Origin of the sequence: Brevibacillus antibioticus, assembly GCF_005217615.1 — a bacterium.
In the GTDB taxonomy this organism is placed as follows: domain Bacteria; phylum Bacillota; class Bacilli; order Brevibacillales; family Brevibacillaceae; genus Brevibacillus; species Brevibacillus antibioticus.
The window spans coordinates 4,237,210-4,255,032 of the sequence record NZ_SZNK01000001.1; the positions used below are offsets into that span (position 1 = coordinate 4,237,210).

Sequence of the window (17,823 nt, forward strand, 5' to 3'; positions counted from 1 at the left end):
CCTCCTTTCCCTCAGTCCAGCCCCAGAATTTGTTTGATCAGTTGCTCTATTTGATCGAGTGAATAACTATTCGAAACAAAGCTATTTTGAAGATTGTATCCATCAAGTACGGCAACTATCTTTCTTGAGGTTATTTCCAAATCTAGATTTGCAGAAAGTCTATTAGTTTGTTTCCCCTTTTCCAAGACCATACATATTATTTTGAACCATTCCTGATAATAGATGGACATCCTCTCTTTGACGCTTTCATTTCTAACAGCAATAGAACAGAATTCAAAAAAAAGAGGAATCCAATTATCTTCATTGCTTAACTTATAGAATATCTTAATACCTTGACTGATTATGCTTTCAAAGGTGGCATTGGAATTTAACAAAGGTAGAAAATGCTGTTTATAAACTGACAACTTATGATCCATAAATTCTAAAAAGAAGTCTTCTTTACTTTTAAAGTGCAAATAAAAAGTCCCTTTTGTATATCCAGCCTCCTTTGCCAATAAATCAATTGAAGTTTTGTCATAGCCATATTGCCCAAAGACCTTGAAAGCTGCATCCATCAACCTTTGATAAGATTCGTTGCTTTTCAGCGTATGTTTGCTTACTTTATCCACTTTACATATACTCCCTTTTTTAGCAATATTTTATTAACATGCAATTGTACTCATGCTATATTGTATTACAAATACTAACTGGTTAGTATTAATTTATTTAAAGGAGATGTTCTTCATGCGCTTCAAAAATAAGCTTATTGCTCTCACTATCACCGTCCTCAGTATTTCTAGCATCCCTATTTTTACTCATGCTGCCTATGGTAATCAGGTAGGGCTTTTAGACTTAACATCTTCTGCAGTACAAGAGGAGTTAGCAAAGGAAGAAAAGGAAACAAAATTCACTAAAGAGCAAAGAAGTAAAGCGAAAAAAAGAAAAGAAACTAACAATTTGGATGACTTAAAGAAAAATGCACCCGAAAAATATAAAGAAATTCAAATTGAACAAGCCAAGCTAACAGCCCTTGCATCAAGCGGAAAAATGGGAACAGTTGGTGATATACTTATTACTTATGACAACGAAACAAGTGGCTGGAATCACGGTCATGCCGCCATTGTGAGGAAAAACAATGATTATATTGTAGAAGCTTGGCCAAAAGAGGGAGTACGTGTGTACGAAAATAACTGGGGAAATCGCTTCGATTCCGCTTACAAATTTTATGTGAAAGGCGCAGATGACACTGACTTTAATAATGCACAAAAATATGCCTACTCTCAATTAGGAAAACCTTATCAACTAAATGTGCAAAAACACTTTACTGATGCCTACTACTGCTCACAACTTGTTTGGAAAGCTTGGTATGAACAAGGCTTTGATGTCGATGCTGATGGCGGCTTTCTTGTAACTCCTGCAGATATTGACGACTCGAAATTAACTGTAGAATATTAATGAAAGACTAAGAGTGTGTGAAGAGCACACTCTTAGTTTTGAATATTCAGTATCAAATCTCGAATTAGGGGGATTATGTAATGAAACCATTCTTATCATTAAAATCACGCATGGTTACGATGTTAATTGGTTGCAGCATAATTTTCACATGTATAACACTAGCACCACTTTTAATGGAAGCAAAAACACTAACTATATTCGATAACAAATTCTTGTTTTTATATTCAAATCCCTTTAAAAACAACACCTATATTGTATCAACAAATGATGGCCGATCTTTTCACAAAACAACTTATGACATTAATGATACGCCCACTTTAATTAGAAACCACAATAATGAACTAATTTTACCAGCAGAACACATTTCAAAAAAATATATTGTAAAGGATGACTTCTCTATTTCAGAACAAAGCCAAGAGGCTCCCTACTCATTCCTTATCGATTTACAGGACATTCAAATTGAGGGATTGAACGTTAGTTATGTGGAGAATTTGCTTCGAGTTAATGATCGAAAAATGAATAAAACATATAATATTAAACTACCTGCTTACTTAGCAAATGCAACGTACGACCAGAATAACATATATGTTTTGAATTACAATACTACAACTGAGAAGAGTGAACTCCATATTATTAATAGAACAACGGGCACCCTTACACACTCCTATATAATTAGTGAAGGGGCAACAGAAATGCTAGCAGTAAATGACTATCTCTTTCTTTCTACAGACAATAGTCTAACAAAATTAGACATACATTCTGGAAAAATCGAGTATATTAAATATCCTTTAAATGTAGCCTTTGCAGATACTTTATATCTTGATCAAAACAACGATTTATTTGTGTGCTTTGTAGATTTTTCCGGTAATGCTGGATTACTCATATTAAATAAAAATTATAACTCTATTGATAAGAATATTAAATTAAACGTAGGATACATGAAATCTAAGTTTGAAAAAAATAAATTATACATACTATCACAAATGAAAAATCATACAGAAGACGGGGTAAAGTTTTCAATAGTGGATTTGAGATCGTTACAAATTGAACAGGTATTTCAATTGCCTGTTCTTGATACTAAAGTACAGGATTTTCTTGTTTTGGATTAAACTCAGACATAATGTCAGCTGCAAGCTCTGGCATTATGTCTGAAAAAATATTTTAGTTCCTTACCAAGCAGCAATGCTGCTGTCTGCGCGCATATCCGTACCACCGCTCAGCACACCATTTTCATCACGCCAAATGATTTGACCACGCCCGAAATAATTGCCGAGCTGCGCCCACTTGATGGTATGCCCCCTGCGCTCCAAGGCTTGTGCCAAGTGCTCCGGGAAATGACGCTCCAGCTCCACCGTTTTGCCCTCCATCCACTGCCAGCGCGGCGCGTCGAGCGAAGCTTGCGGATTGAGGTGGAAGTCGATCGTGTTCATGACCACCTGCACATGTCCTTGTGGCTGCATGAAGCCCCCCATTACACCAAATGGCCCCACTGCTTTTCCATCCTTCGTCAAGAAGCCCGGGATAATGGTATGGAACGTTCTTTTGCCTGGCTCCAAGCAATTGTCATGAGCAGGGTCCAGCGAGAAGTTATGACCCCGGTTTTGCATGGCGATCCCTGTCCCCGGCACAACTACCCCGGAACCGAAGCCCATGTAATTACTTTGGATAAAGGAAACCATGTTGCCCTCACCGTCAGCAGTCGCCAAATAGACCGTGCCACTCGTATTCGGCTGACCCGGCTCTGGCGTCAAGGCTTCATGACCAATCCGTGCACGGCGAGTGGCAGCGTATTCCTCTGACAACAATGCTTCCTTGGAAATTTTCATTTTGTTCTCTTCTGTGATGTATTCCAATCCATCCACAAATGCCAGCTTCATCGCTTCGATTTGCTTGTGATACGTTTCCGTCGTGTCTTTTGCGTCAAAATCAAAGCCCTTCAAAATGTTCAGGGCCATCAGGCCGATCATCCCTTGCCCATTCGGCGGAATCTCCCACACCTCATAGCCACGGTAGTTGACACTGATCGGCTTCACCCATTCCGGCTTATAGGCAGCCAGGTCTTCTTTGCGCAAATAGCCGTCGCACTCACGTGAGAACGCGTCGATCTTGTCTGCCAGCTCTCCGCGGTAGAAGCTCTCTGCATTTGTTTCCGCGATTTGACGCAGCGTCTCAGCATGACCCGGCGACTTCCAGATGTCGCCCGCTTTTGGCACTTTGCCATCTGGCGTAAAGGTGGAGAACCAATGCGCGAACTCTTCCCCTTTACATTGCTGGGAAAACTTTTTATGCGCGGTATTCCAATAATGCGCCAATGTGGGCGATACCGGATAGCCATTTTCCGCATAATCAATCGCTGACTGCAAAATCTCTGTCAGCGGAAGACGTCCAAAACGCTTGGACAAGGCTCCCCACGCAGCAGGTGCACCTGGTACCGTGACAGGCGTCCAGCCGTAGGTCGGCATTTCTTCCAGACCTTTTGCTTTTAATACCTCAATGGAGATTCCTTGTGGAGCAGGCCCGCTTGCATTTAGTCCATGCAGCTCGTCTCTGATCCACACGAGGGCAAATGCGTCTCCTCCGATGCCGTTTGAGGTCGGTTCTACTACAGTCAGACACGCAGCTGTTGCAATCGCCGCATCCACCGCATTTCCGCCCTTTTTCAAAATATCGAGACCCGCTTGTGCCGCCAGTGGCTGCGAGGTCGCCACCATGCCGTTCTTGGCAAAAGTCGTCACACGCTTCGATGCGTATGGGTATTCCATTGCGTCATAGTTAACCATGGTTTTTGCGCCTCCTAAGTAGTTCGGCGTTAGCCATTAAGAAAAACCAATGAAGGTCCTTTTGGTTTGAGTCAACATAGTGGAGGAGAAGAAAAAGCACAGGTCTCTTCGACTCTGACACGCCAGCATCATGGGGGATTCACTGTCCGTCTCCACTTCAAAAAGATGACCGTCGAGCCAAAGCCACCCTATGGGCGTCTACGAGCCCTGTGCTTTTTCTTCTTACCAGCTTACGTTTACTTTCCTAGCCAATAAAAACAAACCCGTACGCCATCGTACCCAGAATGACAAAAGCGGGATGGACCTTCCATGTTTCGAGCAGAAGGTAGGATGCCACTGTCAATATCCCTGTTTGCATCCAGCCAATGCCTTCGACTGCGCCCATCAGGAATTGATACGTCATCGTTCCGAGCAAGACAGTAACGACTGGCCGTATCGATTGGGTCATTGCTTTTACCTGTGGAGCACTGCGGAATAAGTTAATAAAACCCATCAACAAGATCATTGCGATCGCTGTCGGAGCAACCGTTGCAAATAATGCGACCACTGCACCCGGTACACCTGCTACCTGATAGCCAATGTATCCGGCGAGCTTGGTCGCGATTGGGCTGGGCAGGGCATTTCCTACTGCCAGCACTTCTCCGAATTCCTGCACACTCATCCACTGGTAATGGTCAACCACTTCATTTTGGATCAAAGGGATGCTCGGTGGTCCTCCCCCGTACCCCAAAATGTTGGAGATGAAAAAGGCCCAAAATAATTGCAGGTAGATCATGCTACACCCTCCTTGCCGTCCTTGTCCTTGCGCTTGCGGACAGACCAAGTAGAATAAGCAAATGAAACGGCCAGCGCAATCCCTACGACGATGCCCGGATGCCAATCAAGGAAGAGTAACGCAACGAGTGAGAGGGCGAGGGAAAGGGTGGCACCTGCTTTGCTGGACGCTCCCTTCCAGCCCTTTGAAAGGAATTCCCACGTAAGGACGCCTGTCATAACTGCGATTACTGGACCAATTGCCTGGATCATGCCGTATACACCCGGCGCATCCTTCCATTGATATATGACTTGCAGCAAACCAATCATCACAAGCACGATTGGCATCACTACTGCAATGTTTGCCACCAATGCACCCTTCCAGCCTTTTACCCGATAGCCGATAAATGCAGCCAGCTTGGTCCCAATCGGCCCTGGAAGAGCGTTGCCGAGCGCCAGATTGTCGGAAAAGTCTTCATCTGTCACCCATTTATACTTTTTCACGCATTCCATGTAAAAGAGGGGAACCATCGTAGGTCCTCCCCCAAATCCGAAGATTCCGATGCGGAAAAAGGCGAGAAATAATTTCCAGTAAATCATAGCTGTACCTCCGTCCTTGCCTAGCTAGCGGAAAAGTTCGCCTGATGTCATTCTCCTTCCAAGGTCACTCGTGCCTAACGAATAAAGTTATACTTGGACTTCAGTATTTTCAATTCGTTAATCACATTCGTTTTGGAGATGCCAGGAATCTTATGCAGCTTTTTGATCAAAAATTGCGACAATTCTTCATTACTTGTTGCTAGCACCTGTGTGAAAAGCTGATATTCACCAGAAGTGAGTACGATGAGCCTAATCTCTACAGTTTCCGTTAACGCAGCAACCACATCGTCCAGCTTTTCCGCCTCCACAGCCACTTGAATCATCGCTTGTACGTGAAACCCTGCCTTGACTGGATTGACAATACCGACCAGACTCAGGGCACCTTCGTCCTGCAATTGCTGGACGCGCATGCGGATCGTCTTTTCTGTAACCCCGAGGTCCTTTGCAATCTGAGTAAACGGCACGCGCGCATTTCCTTGCAAGGCTCGAATGATCCCATAATCGATGTCATCTAAATCAGGATAAAATGATCTTCGGAAAGTTTCATCCATGTAAGCACACCTTCATTCGTCTTTTCTAAACAACATTCAACCTTATTACAGCTTGATTCCGGAAAATTTGGACGAATTTCATAATGATTGTTGCTACTATAATACGATTTCCGACACGGCGCAATGATTTATCTGAAAATTCCATTTTGAAAGCACCCTCACTAAAACGAAAAAGAGCCTACTCCGCTAGGAGAGGCTCTCTATTAATATTCGATACGGTCCAGAGATTGAGACCATGCTTCAAAAAGTCGCTAGCGATTCATTGATTGCTTTAAATGGAACAAGTAACGGTTTCGAATGATCCAGAAATACACACCTTGAACAACGACGAAGCTGCATAACACAATCGCAGTCGGCTTGACCACAGACGCGACAAGAATCAGCTTCAACAAGCTTTGCAAGGACACGAACGCCACCATGCTGTGAATAATGGCCACCACAATCGGCACGAAGAACAGCAGGGCAACCTGAGTCGTGACGATCCGCGTCAGCTCCGCATCCGTGAGTCCAATCTTGGAAAGCGCTCCGTAATGCCGCTTGTCGTATTCCAGATCCGTGTACAAACGGAAGTAAAGAAAGCTTGCTGCGGCTACAAAGAACAACACGCCCACAAACAACCCGATAAAGAGTCCCATGTTCGCCATCTGTTTCATGCTGTGGTAGTAGGGTGCACGAGCTGAAAACGAATAATTATCTTCGAAATGACTCATATCTTCCTGTAGCTTAAGACTAAGATCCTGGGTTTCCTTCCATCTTGGCACCTCGTATACAAAGCGCTGTTCTTCCTTCATTTCCGGAAGCTGGTCGTACACCTGATTCGGCACGACAGCCAATCGATTAAATTCAATGCCATTGATCAACGGAGTCAAATTCGTGTCTGTTTTGACTGCGAGCTGTGTATTGCCCACCTGAAGAGTCTTGCTCGTTACCGAATCGCCAATCCAGTTGAGCATGACGAACGCCTCGTCATTCGTCATTTGGAGCTCCGGCGAATGAGACGCTACCGCCAGCCGGTTATAGTCGGACAGCTTCACAACCCCGATCATTTCTTCATTGACCCGTTCTGGCAAAATCCGCATGGACACTTGATATTTTTCGAAGGAGAAGCCACCCTGCTGCAAGCTCGTTTCAATTAACGACAGATGCTGAGCCCTCTCCACATCACTTTGTTTAGACTGGTATTCAAACGCAAACGGATTAATTTTCACTACCGTAATCTGAATCGACCCAGCCAACGCTGCCAGCGTGCCAATCGCACAAAAAGCAACGGTAGAGACGATGCTGACCAAAAAGAACATCCGGGCATTATCCTTCATCCGATAGGCCAGATCAGAGAGCGTCAGGAGATTCGTACGTTTCCAATAGAAAGCTCGCCGCTTTTTTAGAAAATCGATGAAGATGACGCTCAGCTGAGTAAACAACAGGTACGTTCCTACAGTCGTTAGCGCAATGACCGGAAGCATCAGCACGAGCACATTCACGCCGTCAGCAGTGAGAGCTAAGGCATAGCTCATTCCCAACAAAGCTACCGCGACCAGAGACAGCACTATCGATGCCCTCGGCTCACGCTTAGGCCGACCGCTTCCTTGCAACAGATCCAACAGACTGCGGCTTCGCAGCACGAGGACGGTAAACAGCGAAATAGCTGCATACAAGATGAGAAACGCCACCACTGTCAAACCGATCGCTTTCCACGGGAAGTAAAACCCGAGTGCTTTTACATCCAGCAAAAATCCGGCAAATTGGAAAAACAGCTTGGCGAGAACCAGCCCCAGCCCAATCCCGATGGCAATCGAGACAATGCCAATCAGCATGTTTTCCATAAAAATCAGCGTGTTCCGCTGTAACGGTGTCATGCCCTGGATAAAAAGGATGCCGAACTCCTTCTCCCTCTTTTTCAGGAAAGCACCGACACAATAAAAGAGAAAAAAGAAGGAGAACAGAAAAATGACGTACTCAGCCGCCATCATCCCAGTGGCTACGGATTCATGAATTTCCTGCCCGATAATTTCTGGATGAAAAATGAACATCGCATAGACGAAAAAGATTAAGACAGAAAAAACGCTACTCATGAAAAACGCAGCGTACGTCCGTTTATTTCGTACAACGTTATTACACGCGAATTGTCGAAAGGTCATAGGTGTTCCCTCCCAAAAATGACAACGAGTCAATAATTTTCTGGAAGAATACCTGTCGACTCTCACCACGATACATCTCGTTATGGAGCTGCCCGTCTTTAATAAAAATCACCCGATGGCAATAGCTGGCCGCCAAAGCATCATGCGTCACCATCATCATGGTGGTATTGTCTCTCTTATTGATCGCTTCCAGTGTCTCCATCACATTGCGCGAAGACTTGGAGTCGAGATTTCCTGTCGGCTCGTCAGCGAGTAAAAGCGACGGGGAATGAATGATTGCCCTGGCAATTGCCGTCCGTTGGCGTTGCCCCCCAGATACCTCAAAGGTCCGCTTTTCCAATATGTCCTGAATCCCTAGCTTCTCCGCTACACTTTGTAGCTTTTCTTCCATGACCGATACTTTCTCATTGTCCAGCGTCAGCGGCAACACGATATTTTCCCCAATCGTCAACGTGTCCAAGAGGTTAAAATCTTGAAATACAAAGCCGAGCTCACGGCGACGAAACAGAGCCAGTTTATCTTTTTTTAAATGATGCGGATTCGTACCGTTCAAAAGAACCGCACCAGAGGTTGGTGTATCAATGGTGGAAATCATGTTTAATAGCGTAGTCTTGCCACTGCCTGAGGGGCCCATAATACCGACGAATTCGCCCTTGCGAATCGAAAAATCGATATCGGTCAGCGCGCGGTAGGTTACCTTGCCCCCGTATATTTTACTCAAGCTATTTACAGCAAGCATTTCCATGCGCCATTCCCCTTTCTTGCACTTCCAAATTCAACTATACGGAAGTGCGCATAGTCCAGCTATCGAATTAACTTTCAGCTATCTTACTTTCTTGTAAGGTTGGTACGACTGCAGACAACACGATACGTACGGTTGTCCCCTCGCCCACTTCTGATTCCATTTCCACCCCATGATGGAGCCGCCCGCAAATTTCCTTCACCAAGTACAGCCCCATCCCGGTGGACTCAGGATATTTACGCCCGTTTTCTCCCGTAAAATACGGCTTGAACACGCGACGAATATCTTCGGCAGGGATCCCGATTCCATAATCCTGCACTTCCAGTATGGCATGTGCTCCGCGTTCATACGCACGAATGGTGACCTTATTGCTTTTCCCTGCTGAATAACGAACGGCATTCGTCAACAATTGGTTGAGGACAAAAGCAAGCCACTTATCGTCCGATTCCACTCGCCAATTGTCATCCACTTTTACCTCAGGATACACTTGGTTGCGAATAAACAGCCGCTTGTTTTCAGCCAACACATTTTGCACCAAGGAACGCAGGGTTACGGGCTCAATCAGGAAGTCTTGTTCAAACCGGTCGAGGCGAGCTATGTACAAAACCGTTTCCAGTCCACGCTTGATCCGATCCACTTCTTCACGGACGCTCTCGGCGGTTGGATCGTCTTCATTTTGCAGCAACAGATGAATAACTGAAATCGGCGTCTTCATCTGATGGACCCACTGCTGAATAAACGTCGTATGGTCCCGTTGCTTGTTTTCATAGGCATGAAGCTGTTCTTTATAGAGTCGATACTGCTCCTGACTGATGTCATCCATCGCGCGGCACAACGGTGAATTCCCATATGTCTGGGTCAGTTCCTCTAATGTCTCTACCGGCTTGCTCAGTCGCTGATAGATTGTGCGATGAGACAAATAACGGATGGCGAGAAAAGCCCCCGCGAAAAATACAGATAAAAACATGACATAGATCATCAATGATTCATTCCAGTACCCATCCATCGCAAAAATCATAATCAATAAGATCAATTGGACGAGAAAAAACGCTGCAAATGGCCATTGATCTCGAAGGAACAGCTTCATTGCTCTTCCTCCCAAGTCGCACGTAAGCGATAACCGGAACCGCGAACAGTCTCGACAGCTCCCTCTAAACCTAAGTCCTTCAGCTTGCCACGCACGCGTGTGATGTAGACATTCAACGTGTTTTCATCGACAAACTGTTCATCCCACAGCTTTTCTAGCAAACGCTCACGGCTGACGACACGCGGATGTTGATTCATCAAGGCTTCGAGCAGTAGCGCTTCCTTTTTGCTCAACTCGATTTTGGTATCGTACATAGATAGCTCCATTCGCTCCAAAAACAGCTTGAGCCCCGCCACTTCAACCGTACGCTCCCCTTCTTGCGGAGCATATTGTCCGTATGCCCGGCGTAGCTGGCTGCGGATTTTGGCCAAAACCACATCGTAGTCGAACGGTTTTGTGATATAGTCATCGGCCCCATTTTCCAAGGCCATCACCTGGTCCATTTTACTTTCTCGTGCAGAGATGAACAGGATCGGGCAGTTGGACTCTTGGCGCATTTGGCGGCACCAATAAAATCCGTCAAATTTCGGCAGATTCACATCCAACAGAACCAGATCAGGACGCGATTGGGTAAATACCTCCATGACTCTATCGAAATGTTCAACATTGACTGTTTGAAATCCGTATTTTTCCAGTTGCTCTTGCAGCAGCTGGTTGATTTTCGGGTCATCTTCTACAATCATAATTATGGACATCACACATACTCCTCTCGTCTTGAGTCTCCTCCATTTTATTCTTTACTATACCATTAGAAAACTAGACTACGCCAAGCCTTTAGCGTTTCTCGTACTTAGAAGTCGAATGAAAAAAAGACTTGTATGTTGCTGTAGTGGTGGGGAGGAAACAGGAGAAAACGCTCAGATTCTAGGGCCACCCCCTGGGGGATTGACTGCACGACTCCATGCAAAAAGCGAAACCGCGTCCAAAGTAGTCCATTCAGGATGTATTTCAGAGGTGGACGCTTAAGGGCGTGTTTCGCTTTTTGCATTGCGTCTCGGTCGGTGTCCCTAAGATCTTCGCTGTTTTCTCCTGTTTCCTCTACGAGCTTTCCGTGTTTAAACAGGCTTTTAGAGATTTAAAAGAATGGAAGAAATGTAATCAGTAACGACAGAGAAGAATATTTCCAGGCGTAGCGACTTGTGGAGTCCTACCGAGCGGAGAAGGGATTCGCGGGCAAAAGAAACGCAACCGTGCCCTCGCGACGGAGCGGCTACCACTTTTGCGTTTCCCCGCGAATCCCTTCGGAGCGGACAGTCTTAACCCCCAGCAGGACGGAGCCTGGAGCCTAGCATGGAAATATTCTTCTCTCCACTACAACTTTCTAAAAAGTAAAAAAGGGCAGGACTGATGTCCCCCCTTATGCTTGTTCTGTCATCAATTGCTGGAGCTTCTTGATCCCACGGAAGTGCAGGATTTTCACCGAAGCCTCTGTCTTGCCCAAAATTTCCGCGATCTCATTCATTCGCAAATCTCCGAGATAGCGCAGGGCAATCACATTGCGCTGATCCTTTGTCAGCGTGTGCACCTTATCCCACAAGACCTCGGTTGTCTCCTGATTCAGAAGGCACTCCTCCGGCAGCTTATCTGTTGCGACCATATTGCTAAATGTGTCCTGATCTACCGGACTCTCCCGCTTCTTGCGCATGTAGTCAATCAAAGCGTTATGCGCAATTCGGAAAATCCAAGCGCCAAAAGGATGACGGCCATCGTACTGCTCAAGTTTGGAGTACACCTTAATAAACACAGTCGTTGTTAGGTCTTCCACATCCCAGACGTTTTTTACCCGGTAGCGGAAATAGCGATATATTTTAGCAGAGTAATCTTCGTAAATTTGTTGGTGATTTAATTTTGGATAAATGATTGCTGTCGTCATAATCGATCTCCCGTTTCGTGATCCGTATGAATTGATTTCATTGTACGGTCGAAACGAAGCAGGAACCATCGAGTTATATTTCAGGAAGCTTACACTTTTGTAAGGTACTTATGGACTCGTTGTAAGCTCGCACAAGTAGGTACGGAAGAGGTTTCATTTCGGTTACAACTTTTAAAAGAAATCTTTAAAAATTTCTTAAGGAATTTTTTAAGTTGTCTTCAAAACCGTTTTGGTGGGCGGAGAAGTCCTACCTATCATTGATATTCATAACCTTTTGCTAATGAAAAGATATGGGTATCAGTCAGTTCTCCTGAGTCATTTAGGTTAACATTGCGTAAAGTACCCTCCAACGTAAAACCTGTCTTCTTAGCTACAGCTATACTTGCGCTATTCCGAGTATCACAGCGAATTTCAAGGCGGTTCGCTTCCAACTCAGAAATGGCAAAGGCAACGATACCTTTTACTGCTTCTGTCATTAGACCCTCACCAGTACGCGATGTGCGTAGCCAATATCCAATTTCAAATTTGCGTACATACCAATCAAAGCGATGGAGCCCACTACTACCCACAAACTGCCCTGTATTCTTTTCAAATATATGTAGCACTAAGTCTGTGCGCTCTAGAAAATTGAGCCTGGCCTTACGTACGTAGGCTTCTGAATCGTCAATAGATGGGAGGTTTTTTACAAACGGAAGCCAGGGGCGCATCTCATTTACACTTTCATGTATGGCTTCATTTACAAATTGACCATCACCCCATTGCGGTGCTCTAATCAATAATCGCTGAGTTTCTAAATGCTCCGGAAAAGAGAGTAGTAGTGGATTCATAGTAGTCCTCCTTCTATCCGAATGAGTTTCCAATAATAGTAACCGCTTGGCCGCTCATTGACAATTGACGGTAACACTGATTCACTTTCAAGGAATTTGCAAACAGCTACGCAGGAGAAGCGCATTTCCAGTCCAAGCGCCTCTGGAGCCCGCCCCAGCGCAGGAATAAATGGCGGGGAATTTCAGCTTCATTTATGAAATCCTTCCTCGAAGCTTCTACGTTTGAAGCGCTCCCGCCATTTATTCCGAAGCGGACAGTCAATCCCACAGCGGGGCGTATGCCGAAGCGTAGACTGGAAATGCGCTTCTCCGCCACAACGGCTACATTATAAAAAGAAACGCCCCCGAAAAAATTCGAGGGCACTTACATTTAAATCAATCCAAGACGTTGGAAAATCGTATCCACATGCTTCAGATGGTAACGATAGTCAAAGCACTCATCCAGCTCTTCCTTGGACAGTGTAGAGCTGACCGTCGCATCCTCCTCGACGATCGCACGGAAGGAGCGTTGCTCTTCCCACGCCTGCATCGCACGAGGCTGTACCGTGTCATACGCTTGCTCGCGGCTCATACCTTTTTCGATCAGCTTGAGCATGACTTGCTGCGAGTAGATTAATCCAAAGGTACGATCCATATTGCGCTTCATGTTCTCAGGGAACACCGTCAAGTTTTTCACGATGTTCATGAAACGGCGCAGCATGTAGTTCAACGCTTGCGTCGCATCTGGCAAAATCACGCGCTCCGCAGAGGAGTGGGAAATATCTCGTTCATGCCAGAGAGAAACATTTTCATAGGAAGTGAGCATGTGACCGCGGATGACACGAGCCAGTCCGCAAATATTTTCGCTTCCGATTGGGTTGCGCTTGTGTGGCATTGCAGAAGAACCTTTTTGACCTTTGGCAAATGCTTCTTCCACCTCGCGCATTTCGCTCTTTTGCAGACCGCGAATTTCTGTCGCGAATTTCTCCAAAGACGTTGCGATCAATGCCAATGTCGCCATGTACTCGGCGTGGCGATCACGCTGCAACGTTTGGGTCGAGATAGGCGCTGCTGACAGCCCCAGCTTCTCGCACACGTACGCTTCCACGAACGGATCGATGTTTGCGTATGTTCCAACTGCGCCAGAGATTTTGCCGAACGCCACTTCTTTTTTCGCAGCCTGAAAACGCGCCAGGTTGCGCTTCATTTCTTCATGCCACAAGGCCAGCTTCAAACCAAAAGTCGTAGGCTCCGCATGTACACCATGTGTTCTGCCCATGCAAACCGTATCCTTGTGTTCACGAGCTTTGTCCGCCAAAATCTCGATGAAGTCTTCGATATCCTTCTCCAAAATTTCATTCGCCTGACGCAGCAGGTAAGACAGAGCAGTATCCACTACATCTGTAGAAGTCAGTCCGTAATGCACCCACTTCTTTTCTTCGCCCAAGGTTTCCGATACCGCACGAGTAAACGCCACCACATCATGGCGCGTCTCTTCTTCGATCTCATAGATTCTGTTCATGTCAAAAGTAGCTTTTTCCCACAGCTTTTTCACGTCTTCCTCAGGAATGACGCCCAGCTTGGACCATGCTTCACACGCGAGAATTTCTACTTCCAGCCACGCTTTGAATTTGTTTTCTTCCGTCCAAATGGCGCGCATTTCCGGTCGGGAATAACGTTCGATCATGATAATACCTCCGATGTATTCGTCCAGATTTTCAGCTCATCAATCAGGGTGAGCGCTTCTTCTACAGTAGGGGCGAGCACATTGATATGCCCCATTTTTCGCTTGGCCTTGCTCTCTGCTTTTCCGTACAAATGGAGCTTGGCTGTGCGCGGCAGCTTGTCGATCTGATCGATGACAGGCTGTAGATGCTCTCCCAAAATATTAACCATCACGACGCTCGAGAGCAACTCTGTAGATCCCAAAGGCAGATTGCAAACCGCCCGAACATGCTGCTCAAACTGCGAGGTCACACAAGCATCCATGGTAAAATGCCCGGAGTTATGCGGTCTCGGTGCCAATTCATTGACATACAGCTGACCATCTTCGGTCAAAAACAGCTCAACTGCAATGAGTCCAACCACATCCAACTTTTCTACAATCGTGCGGGCAATTTCTTCCGCGCGGGCTGCTACTTCAGCCGAAATACGAGCGGGCACGATGCTCAGGTGTAGGATATTTTCCTGATGAATATTTTCTGACACAGGAAAAACAGCCAGTTCTCCCGCAGGATTGCGTGCAGCAATAACAGACAGCTCCATTTGGAATGGTACAAATTGTTCCACGATCAGCTCTGTACCTGCTTTGGACAGTGTTTCATACGCCTCCGTCAGCTCAGCCTCGCTTCTCAATACCCATTGTCCTTTGCCGTCATACCCGCCAGTTGCCGTCTTCATAACGGCAGGCAGTCCCAGTTCACGCACGGCGTTCTGCAAATCCTCCAAGCTATTCACGACACAAAACGGAGCAACAGGAATGCCAATTTCACGAATGGCGGTCTTTTCCCGAATCCGATTTTGGGTGATGCGCAAAAGACGGCTCCCCTGCGGTACATAAGCGCGGCTCTCCAACACTTCAGCCACCTGTGCATCGACATTTTCAAATTCATAGGAAATGACATCACTGACCGAGGCAAGCTGCATCGCTGCTTCTACATCATCGTAGCTGGCAACAATTTGCCGATCAGCCGTTTGGCCGCATGGTGCGTCTGCTGTCGGGTCCATTGTGACAAAGCGGTAGCCCATAGCTCGTCCCGCAAGAGCAATCATCCGTCCAAGCTGTCCTCCACCGAGTATTCCTAGGGTCGATCCTGGTTTGATTTGCTTACGGTCTTTGGTTGTCATTCGAGTTCACTAGCCTCCAGCACCTTATTGCGTACATCATCTCGTCTTTGCACGAATCGCTCTTGTACGTCTGGATATTTGATTCCCAAAATTTGCGCAGCCAGTAACCCTGCATTGATGGCTCCAGCTTTTCCGATCGCTACCGTCGCCACAGGTACGCCCCCTGGCATTTGCACAATCGACAAAAGCGAGTCGAGACCATTCAAGTTGGATGATTTCACTGGTACACCAATGACAGGCAACTCTGTCTTAGCAGCCACCATTCCTGGCAAATGCGCTGCACCACCTGCACCCGCAATAATGACTTCCAAGCCGCGGCCCTTAGCGGTCTCAGCATACGTAAACATCAAGTCTGGCGTTCTGTGTGCAGACACGACCTTCTTTTCGTACGGTACCTGCAATTCGTCCAAGATTGCGCAAGCTTCCTTCATTGTTTCCCAGTCTGACGTACTGCCCATAATGACTCCTACCAAAGGCTGTAGCATGAATCATTCGCCCCCTACGTTTTGTATCATCAGAAGAAAACCCAACCGACTAACGGCTTTTCGCACCGCTCTCATCGCCTGGGCTATTCGAACTCGTTTTCACTCAACGTATTCAGTGTAGCAGGGAGAAAGTTTGCCTGTCAACCTCGTTTCCGAACATTTAAAAATGAATAGCCAAAAATTATTCGTGTTTGCCTTTTTCTACCCAATTGTTGGCCGCCTCGGCTTTCTCTAGCTCGACCTGAAGCCAATACTCTAAATAGGGACTGGGATCCGCCCCGGCAACTGTAGTCAATAGCGCTTTGATTTGCTCCCCGTTCGCCTGCTTGTATTGATGATCTCGTACATATTGACGCAACACCTGATGCAGTCGTTCGACTCCCCATTCTTCTTTCAAGTTCCACCACATGGCACCCGCTCGCCCGTAGACGAGGTCATTGTAGCTCCTCCAGTCTGGAAAAGCCTCCACGGACGACTTTGCAGTGACTCCTTGGTTCGCATATCCTTCCGCTGCACGTGCTTGGCCTAGCCGCATCTGAATATACGCTTGTGAACGCATGGGAGACTTTTGCTGCAAATATATCATCGTCGCATAATCCGTCAGTCCCTCATCCACCCAAGCCTCTCGCACCTCGTCGTTTCCGACCAACCCGTAAAACCACTGATGTGCCGTTTCGTGCGCTACGATCGCTTCCCCCATGGTATCGCTACGCTCAAAATACTCCTGGGCAATAAAGACGAGGCTCGGGTATTCCATTCCACCAAAGAAACCGCCTGTCTTAACAACATCGTATTCCTTATACGGATACACCCCGAACTGTTTTCCGTAATAGTCGAGAGACTCCCTTGCAGTCTCATGTATTCGTTCTACGTTTTGCGGGTCATCACTTTTCTGTACCCACGTACGTACGATGGTTTCCCCGACCTTGCCAGATATGGGCTGGTACGTATCGTCCATGACGACAAGGGCAAAATCCCGAACGTTCCATGCGTCCATCTCATAGATTTTTAGCCGTTGCGGTCTCGTCTCGGTGATGACAGCTACGCTCTCCAATCCACTCGTAGCAAGCTGGTACTTCTCTGATAGCTGCACACGCAAATGATAATTCGCCACATCCGAGTAAAAAGGATCGCCAATCGCGGAATAAGGATCGAGCCGCCAGCCTCCTGCGTCCTTAACCGCCAGAATCGGCAGCCAATTGCCCAGCCACATCGCATGATTATGGTAAGACATTCGCCCGTTATTATAAGGAACCTCGAGCTGAAAATTCATCTCCACCACCGTCTCAGCAGACGATGTTCTTGCAGGAAGGGGCACTTGTAAAAGCGTATTGGTCTTTCCTGCATACTGTACGCCGATACTTTTTCCGTTTACCCGTACGTCGCTTATTTTGATACCACCAGGCTCACGCTGTTTGCCTAGTACAACCTCCCAGTTTTCACCACTGAGAGCAGCATTTGCAGAAAAAGCATTGGGATATAGATGAAAAAAAGCTTGGTCATCTTGTGGGACAAAACGAGCCGTCAGCATGCCTTTCACCACGTGCTTGTTCATATCGATTTGTACGTCGGCTTTGTAAGTAACTGCAGCCCGCCTGTGATCAATCGGCACAATCTCATGAGCATCATCTAAGCCTGCCTGCCCTGTCCAAGGCCGGACAGACAAGAATACAGTCAAAACGACTCCTACTGCCACGATGACCACCCAATGCTTCCGCCACATCGTG

General features: G+C 46.5%; 17 protein-coding genes. 2 read left to right on the plus strand and 15 right to left on the minus strand.

What is annotated here, in order from left to right; all coding sequences use genetic code 11:
• Positions 1 to 11 precede the first annotated feature (11 nt).
• Entirely contained in the window at positions 12 to 608 is a 597-nt protein-coding gene (locus tag E8L90_RS20200; RefSeq protein WP_137031008.1) for a TetR/AcrR family transcriptional regulator, read from the minus strand.
• Positions 609 to 723: 115 nt separating this feature from the next.
• On the opposite strand from E8L90_RS20200, the gene E8L90_RS20205 reads away from it, so the two are divergent.
• Positions 724 to 1,434, plus strand: coding sequence for a YiiX/YebB-like N1pC/P60 family cysteine hydrolase (locus E8L90_RS20205; protein ID WP_162309107.1), 711 nt, complete (start codon positions 724 to 726; stop codon positions 1,432 to 1,434).
• An 80-nt stretch (positions 1,435 to 1,514) separates the two neighbouring features.
• Positions 1,515 to 2,543, plus strand: coding sequence for a hypothetical protein (locus E8L90_RS20210; protein WP_137031010.1), 1,029 nt, complete (start codon positions 1,515 to 1,517; stop codon positions 2,541 to 2,543).
• Between the two features lie 60 nt (positions 2,544 to 2,603).
• Here E8L90_RS20210 and ggt read toward each other — a convergent pair whose 3' ends face one another.
• From ggt to E8L90_RS20295, 14 genes are all read right to left on the minus strand, one after another.
• Positions 2,604 to 4,214 (minus strand): gamma-glutamyltransferase, encoded by a 1,611-nt coding sequence (gene ggt, locus E8L90_RS20215; RefSeq protein ID WP_137031011.1) that lies wholly within the window; start codon positions 4,212 to 4,214, stop codon positions 2,604 to 2,606.
• 244 nt (positions 4,215 to 4,458) lie between these two features.
• Positions 4,459 to 4,989, minus strand: coding sequence for a chromate transporter (locus E8L90_RS20225; RefSeq protein WP_137031014.1), 531 nt, complete (start codon positions 4,987 to 4,989; stop codon positions 4,459 to 4,461).
• Complete coding sequence (locus E8L90_RS20230; protein WP_137031016.1) at positions 4,986 to 5,567, minus strand: chromate transporter; 582 nt, start codon at positions 5,565 to 5,567, stop codon at positions 4,986 to 4,988. The genes E8L90_RS20225 and E8L90_RS20230 overlap by 4 nt, the downstream gene beginning before the upstream one ends.
• A 74-nt stretch (positions 5,568 to 5,641) precedes the next feature.
• Positions 5,642 to 6,118 carry an Lrp/AsnC family transcriptional regulator gene (locus E8L90_RS20235; RefSeq protein ID WP_137031018.1) on the minus strand — a complete coding sequence of 159 codons (477 nt, stop codon included), beginning with the start codon at positions 6,116 to 6,118 and terminating at the stop codon, positions 5,642 to 5,644.
• Between the two features lie 251 nt (positions 6,119 to 6,369).
• Entirely contained in the window at positions 6,370 to 8,256 is a 1,887-nt protein-coding gene (locus E8L90_RS20240) for an ABC transporter permease (protein ID WP_137031020.1), read from the minus strand.
• Positions 8,231 to 9,001 (minus strand): ABC transporter ATP-binding protein, encoded by a 771-nt coding sequence (locus E8L90_RS20245; protein WP_007729857.1) that lies wholly within the window; start codon positions 8,999 to 9,001, stop codon positions 8,231 to 8,233. The genes E8L90_RS20240 and E8L90_RS20245 overlap by 26 nt, the downstream gene beginning before the upstream one ends.
• Before the next feature lie 67 nt (positions 9,002 to 9,068).
• Complete coding sequence (locus E8L90_RS20250; protein WP_137031022.1) at positions 9,069 to 10,085, minus strand: sensor histidine kinase; 1,017 nt, start codon at positions 10,083 to 10,085, stop codon at positions 9,069 to 9,071.
• Entirely contained in the window at positions 10,082 to 10,780 is a 699-nt protein-coding gene (locus E8L90_RS20255) for a response regulator transcription factor (protein WP_137031024.1), read from the minus strand. Before E8L90_RS20255 ends, E8L90_RS20250 begins: the two co-directional genes overlap by 4 nt.
• A gap of 662 nt (positions 10,781 to 11,442) precedes the next feature.
• Entirely contained in the window at positions 11,443 to 11,958 is a 516-nt protein-coding gene (locus E8L90_RS20265; RefSeq protein ID WP_137031027.1) for an RNA polymerase sigma factor, read from the minus strand.
• Positions 11,959 to 12,212: 254 nt separating this feature from the next.
• Positions 12,213 to 12,785 carry a GNAT family N-acetyltransferase gene (locus tag E8L90_RS20270; RefSeq protein WP_137031028.1) on the minus strand — a complete coding sequence of 191 codons (573 nt, stop codon included), beginning with the start codon at positions 12,783 to 12,785 and terminating at the stop codon, positions 12,213 to 12,215.
• A 370-nt stretch (positions 12,786 to 13,155) separates the two neighbouring features.
• Positions 13,156 to 14,451: an adenylosuccinate lyase gene (gene purB / locus E8L90_RS20280; RefSeq protein WP_137031029.1), complete on the minus strand. Its 1,296-nt coding sequence runs from the start codon at positions 14,449 to 14,451 to the stop codon at positions 13,156 to 13,158.
• On the minus strand, positions 14,448 to 15,611 hold the full coding sequence (gene purK / locus E8L90_RS20285; protein ID WP_137031031.1) for a 5-(carboxyamino)imidazole ribonucleotide synthase: 1,164 nt from the start codon (positions 15,609 to 15,611) through the stop codon (positions 14,448 to 14,450). The genes purB and purK overlap by 4 nt, the downstream gene beginning before the upstream one ends.
• Positions 15,608 to 16,096, minus strand: coding sequence for a 5-(carboxyamino)imidazole ribonucleotide mutase (gene purE, locus E8L90_RS20290; RefSeq protein WP_137031032.1), 489 nt, complete (start codon positions 16,094 to 16,096; stop codon positions 15,608 to 15,610). Before purE ends, purK begins: the two co-directional genes overlap by 4 nt.
• Positions 16,097 to 16,277: 181 nt before the next feature.
• Positions 16,278 to 17,819 (minus strand): M1 family metallopeptidase, encoded by a 1,542-nt coding sequence (locus E8L90_RS20295; RefSeq protein ID WP_137031034.1) that lies wholly within the window; start codon positions 17,817 to 17,819, stop codon positions 16,278 to 16,280.
• Positions 17,820 to 17,823 lie beyond the last annotated feature (4 nt).

Excerpts from the sequence above, each read along its gene's own strand:
- purK (WP_137031031.1), bottom strand. The coding sequence starts at position 15,611 with ATGACAACCAAAGACCGTAAGCAAATCAAACCAGGATCGACCCTAGGA.
- E8L90_RS20230 (WP_137031016.1), bottom strand. The coding sequence starts at position 5,567 with ATGATTTACTGGAAATTATTTCTCGCCTTTTTCCGCATCGGAATCTTC.
- purE (WP_137031032.1), bottom strand. The coding sequence starts at position 16,096 with ATGCTACAGCCTTTGGTAGGAGTCATTATGGGCAGTACGTCAGACTGG.
- E8L90_RS20270 (WP_137031028.1), bottom strand. The coding sequence starts at position 12,785 with ATGAATCCACTACTACTCTCTTTTCCGGAGCATTTAGAAACTCAGCGA.
- E8L90_RS20240 (WP_137031020.1), bottom strand. The coding sequence starts at position 8,256 with ATGACCTTTCGACAATTCGCGTGTAATAACGTTGTACGAAATAAACGG.
- E8L90_RS20205 (WP_162309107.1), top strand. The coding sequence starts at position 724 with ATGCGCTTCAAAAATAAGCTTATTGCTCTCACTATCACCGTCCTCAGT.
- E8L90_RS20245 (WP_007729857.1), bottom strand. The coding sequence starts at position 9,001 with ATGGAAATGCTTGCTGTAAATAGCTTGAGTAAAATATACGGGGGCAAG.
- E8L90_RS20295 (WP_137031034.1), bottom strand. The coding sequence starts at position 17,819 with ATGTGGCGGAAGCATTGGGTGGTCATCGTGGCAGTAGGAGTCGTTTTG.
- E8L90_RS20265 (WP_137031027.1), bottom strand. The coding sequence starts at position 11,958 with ATGACGACAGCAATCATTTATCCAAAATTAAATCACCAACAAATTTAC.
- ggt (WP_137031011.1), bottom strand. The coding sequence starts at position 4,214 with ATGGTTAACTATGACGCAATGGAATACCCATACGCATCGAAGCGTGTG.
- purB (WP_137031029.1), bottom strand. The coding sequence starts at position 14,451 with ATGATCGAACGTTATTCCCGACCGGAAATGCGCGCCATTTGGACGGAA.
- E8L90_RS20225 (WP_137031014.1), bottom strand. The coding sequence starts at position 4,989 with ATGATCTACCTGCAATTATTTTGGGCCTTTTTCATCTCCAACATTTTG.
- E8L90_RS20235 (WP_137031018.1), bottom strand. The coding sequence starts at position 6,118 with ATGGATGAAACTTTCCGAAGATCATTTTATCCTGATTTAGATGACATC.
- E8L90_RS20250 (WP_137031022.1), bottom strand. The coding sequence starts at position 10,085 with ATGAAGCTGTTCCTTCGAGATCAATGGCCATTTGCAGCGTTTTTTCTC.
- E8L90_RS20210 (WP_137031010.1), top strand. The coding sequence starts at position 1,515 with ATGAAACCATTCTTATCATTAAAATCACGCATGGTTACGATGTTAATT.
- E8L90_RS20255 (WP_137031024.1), bottom strand. The coding sequence starts at position 10,780 with ATGTCCATAATTATGATTGTAGAAGATGACCCGAAAATCAACCAGCTG.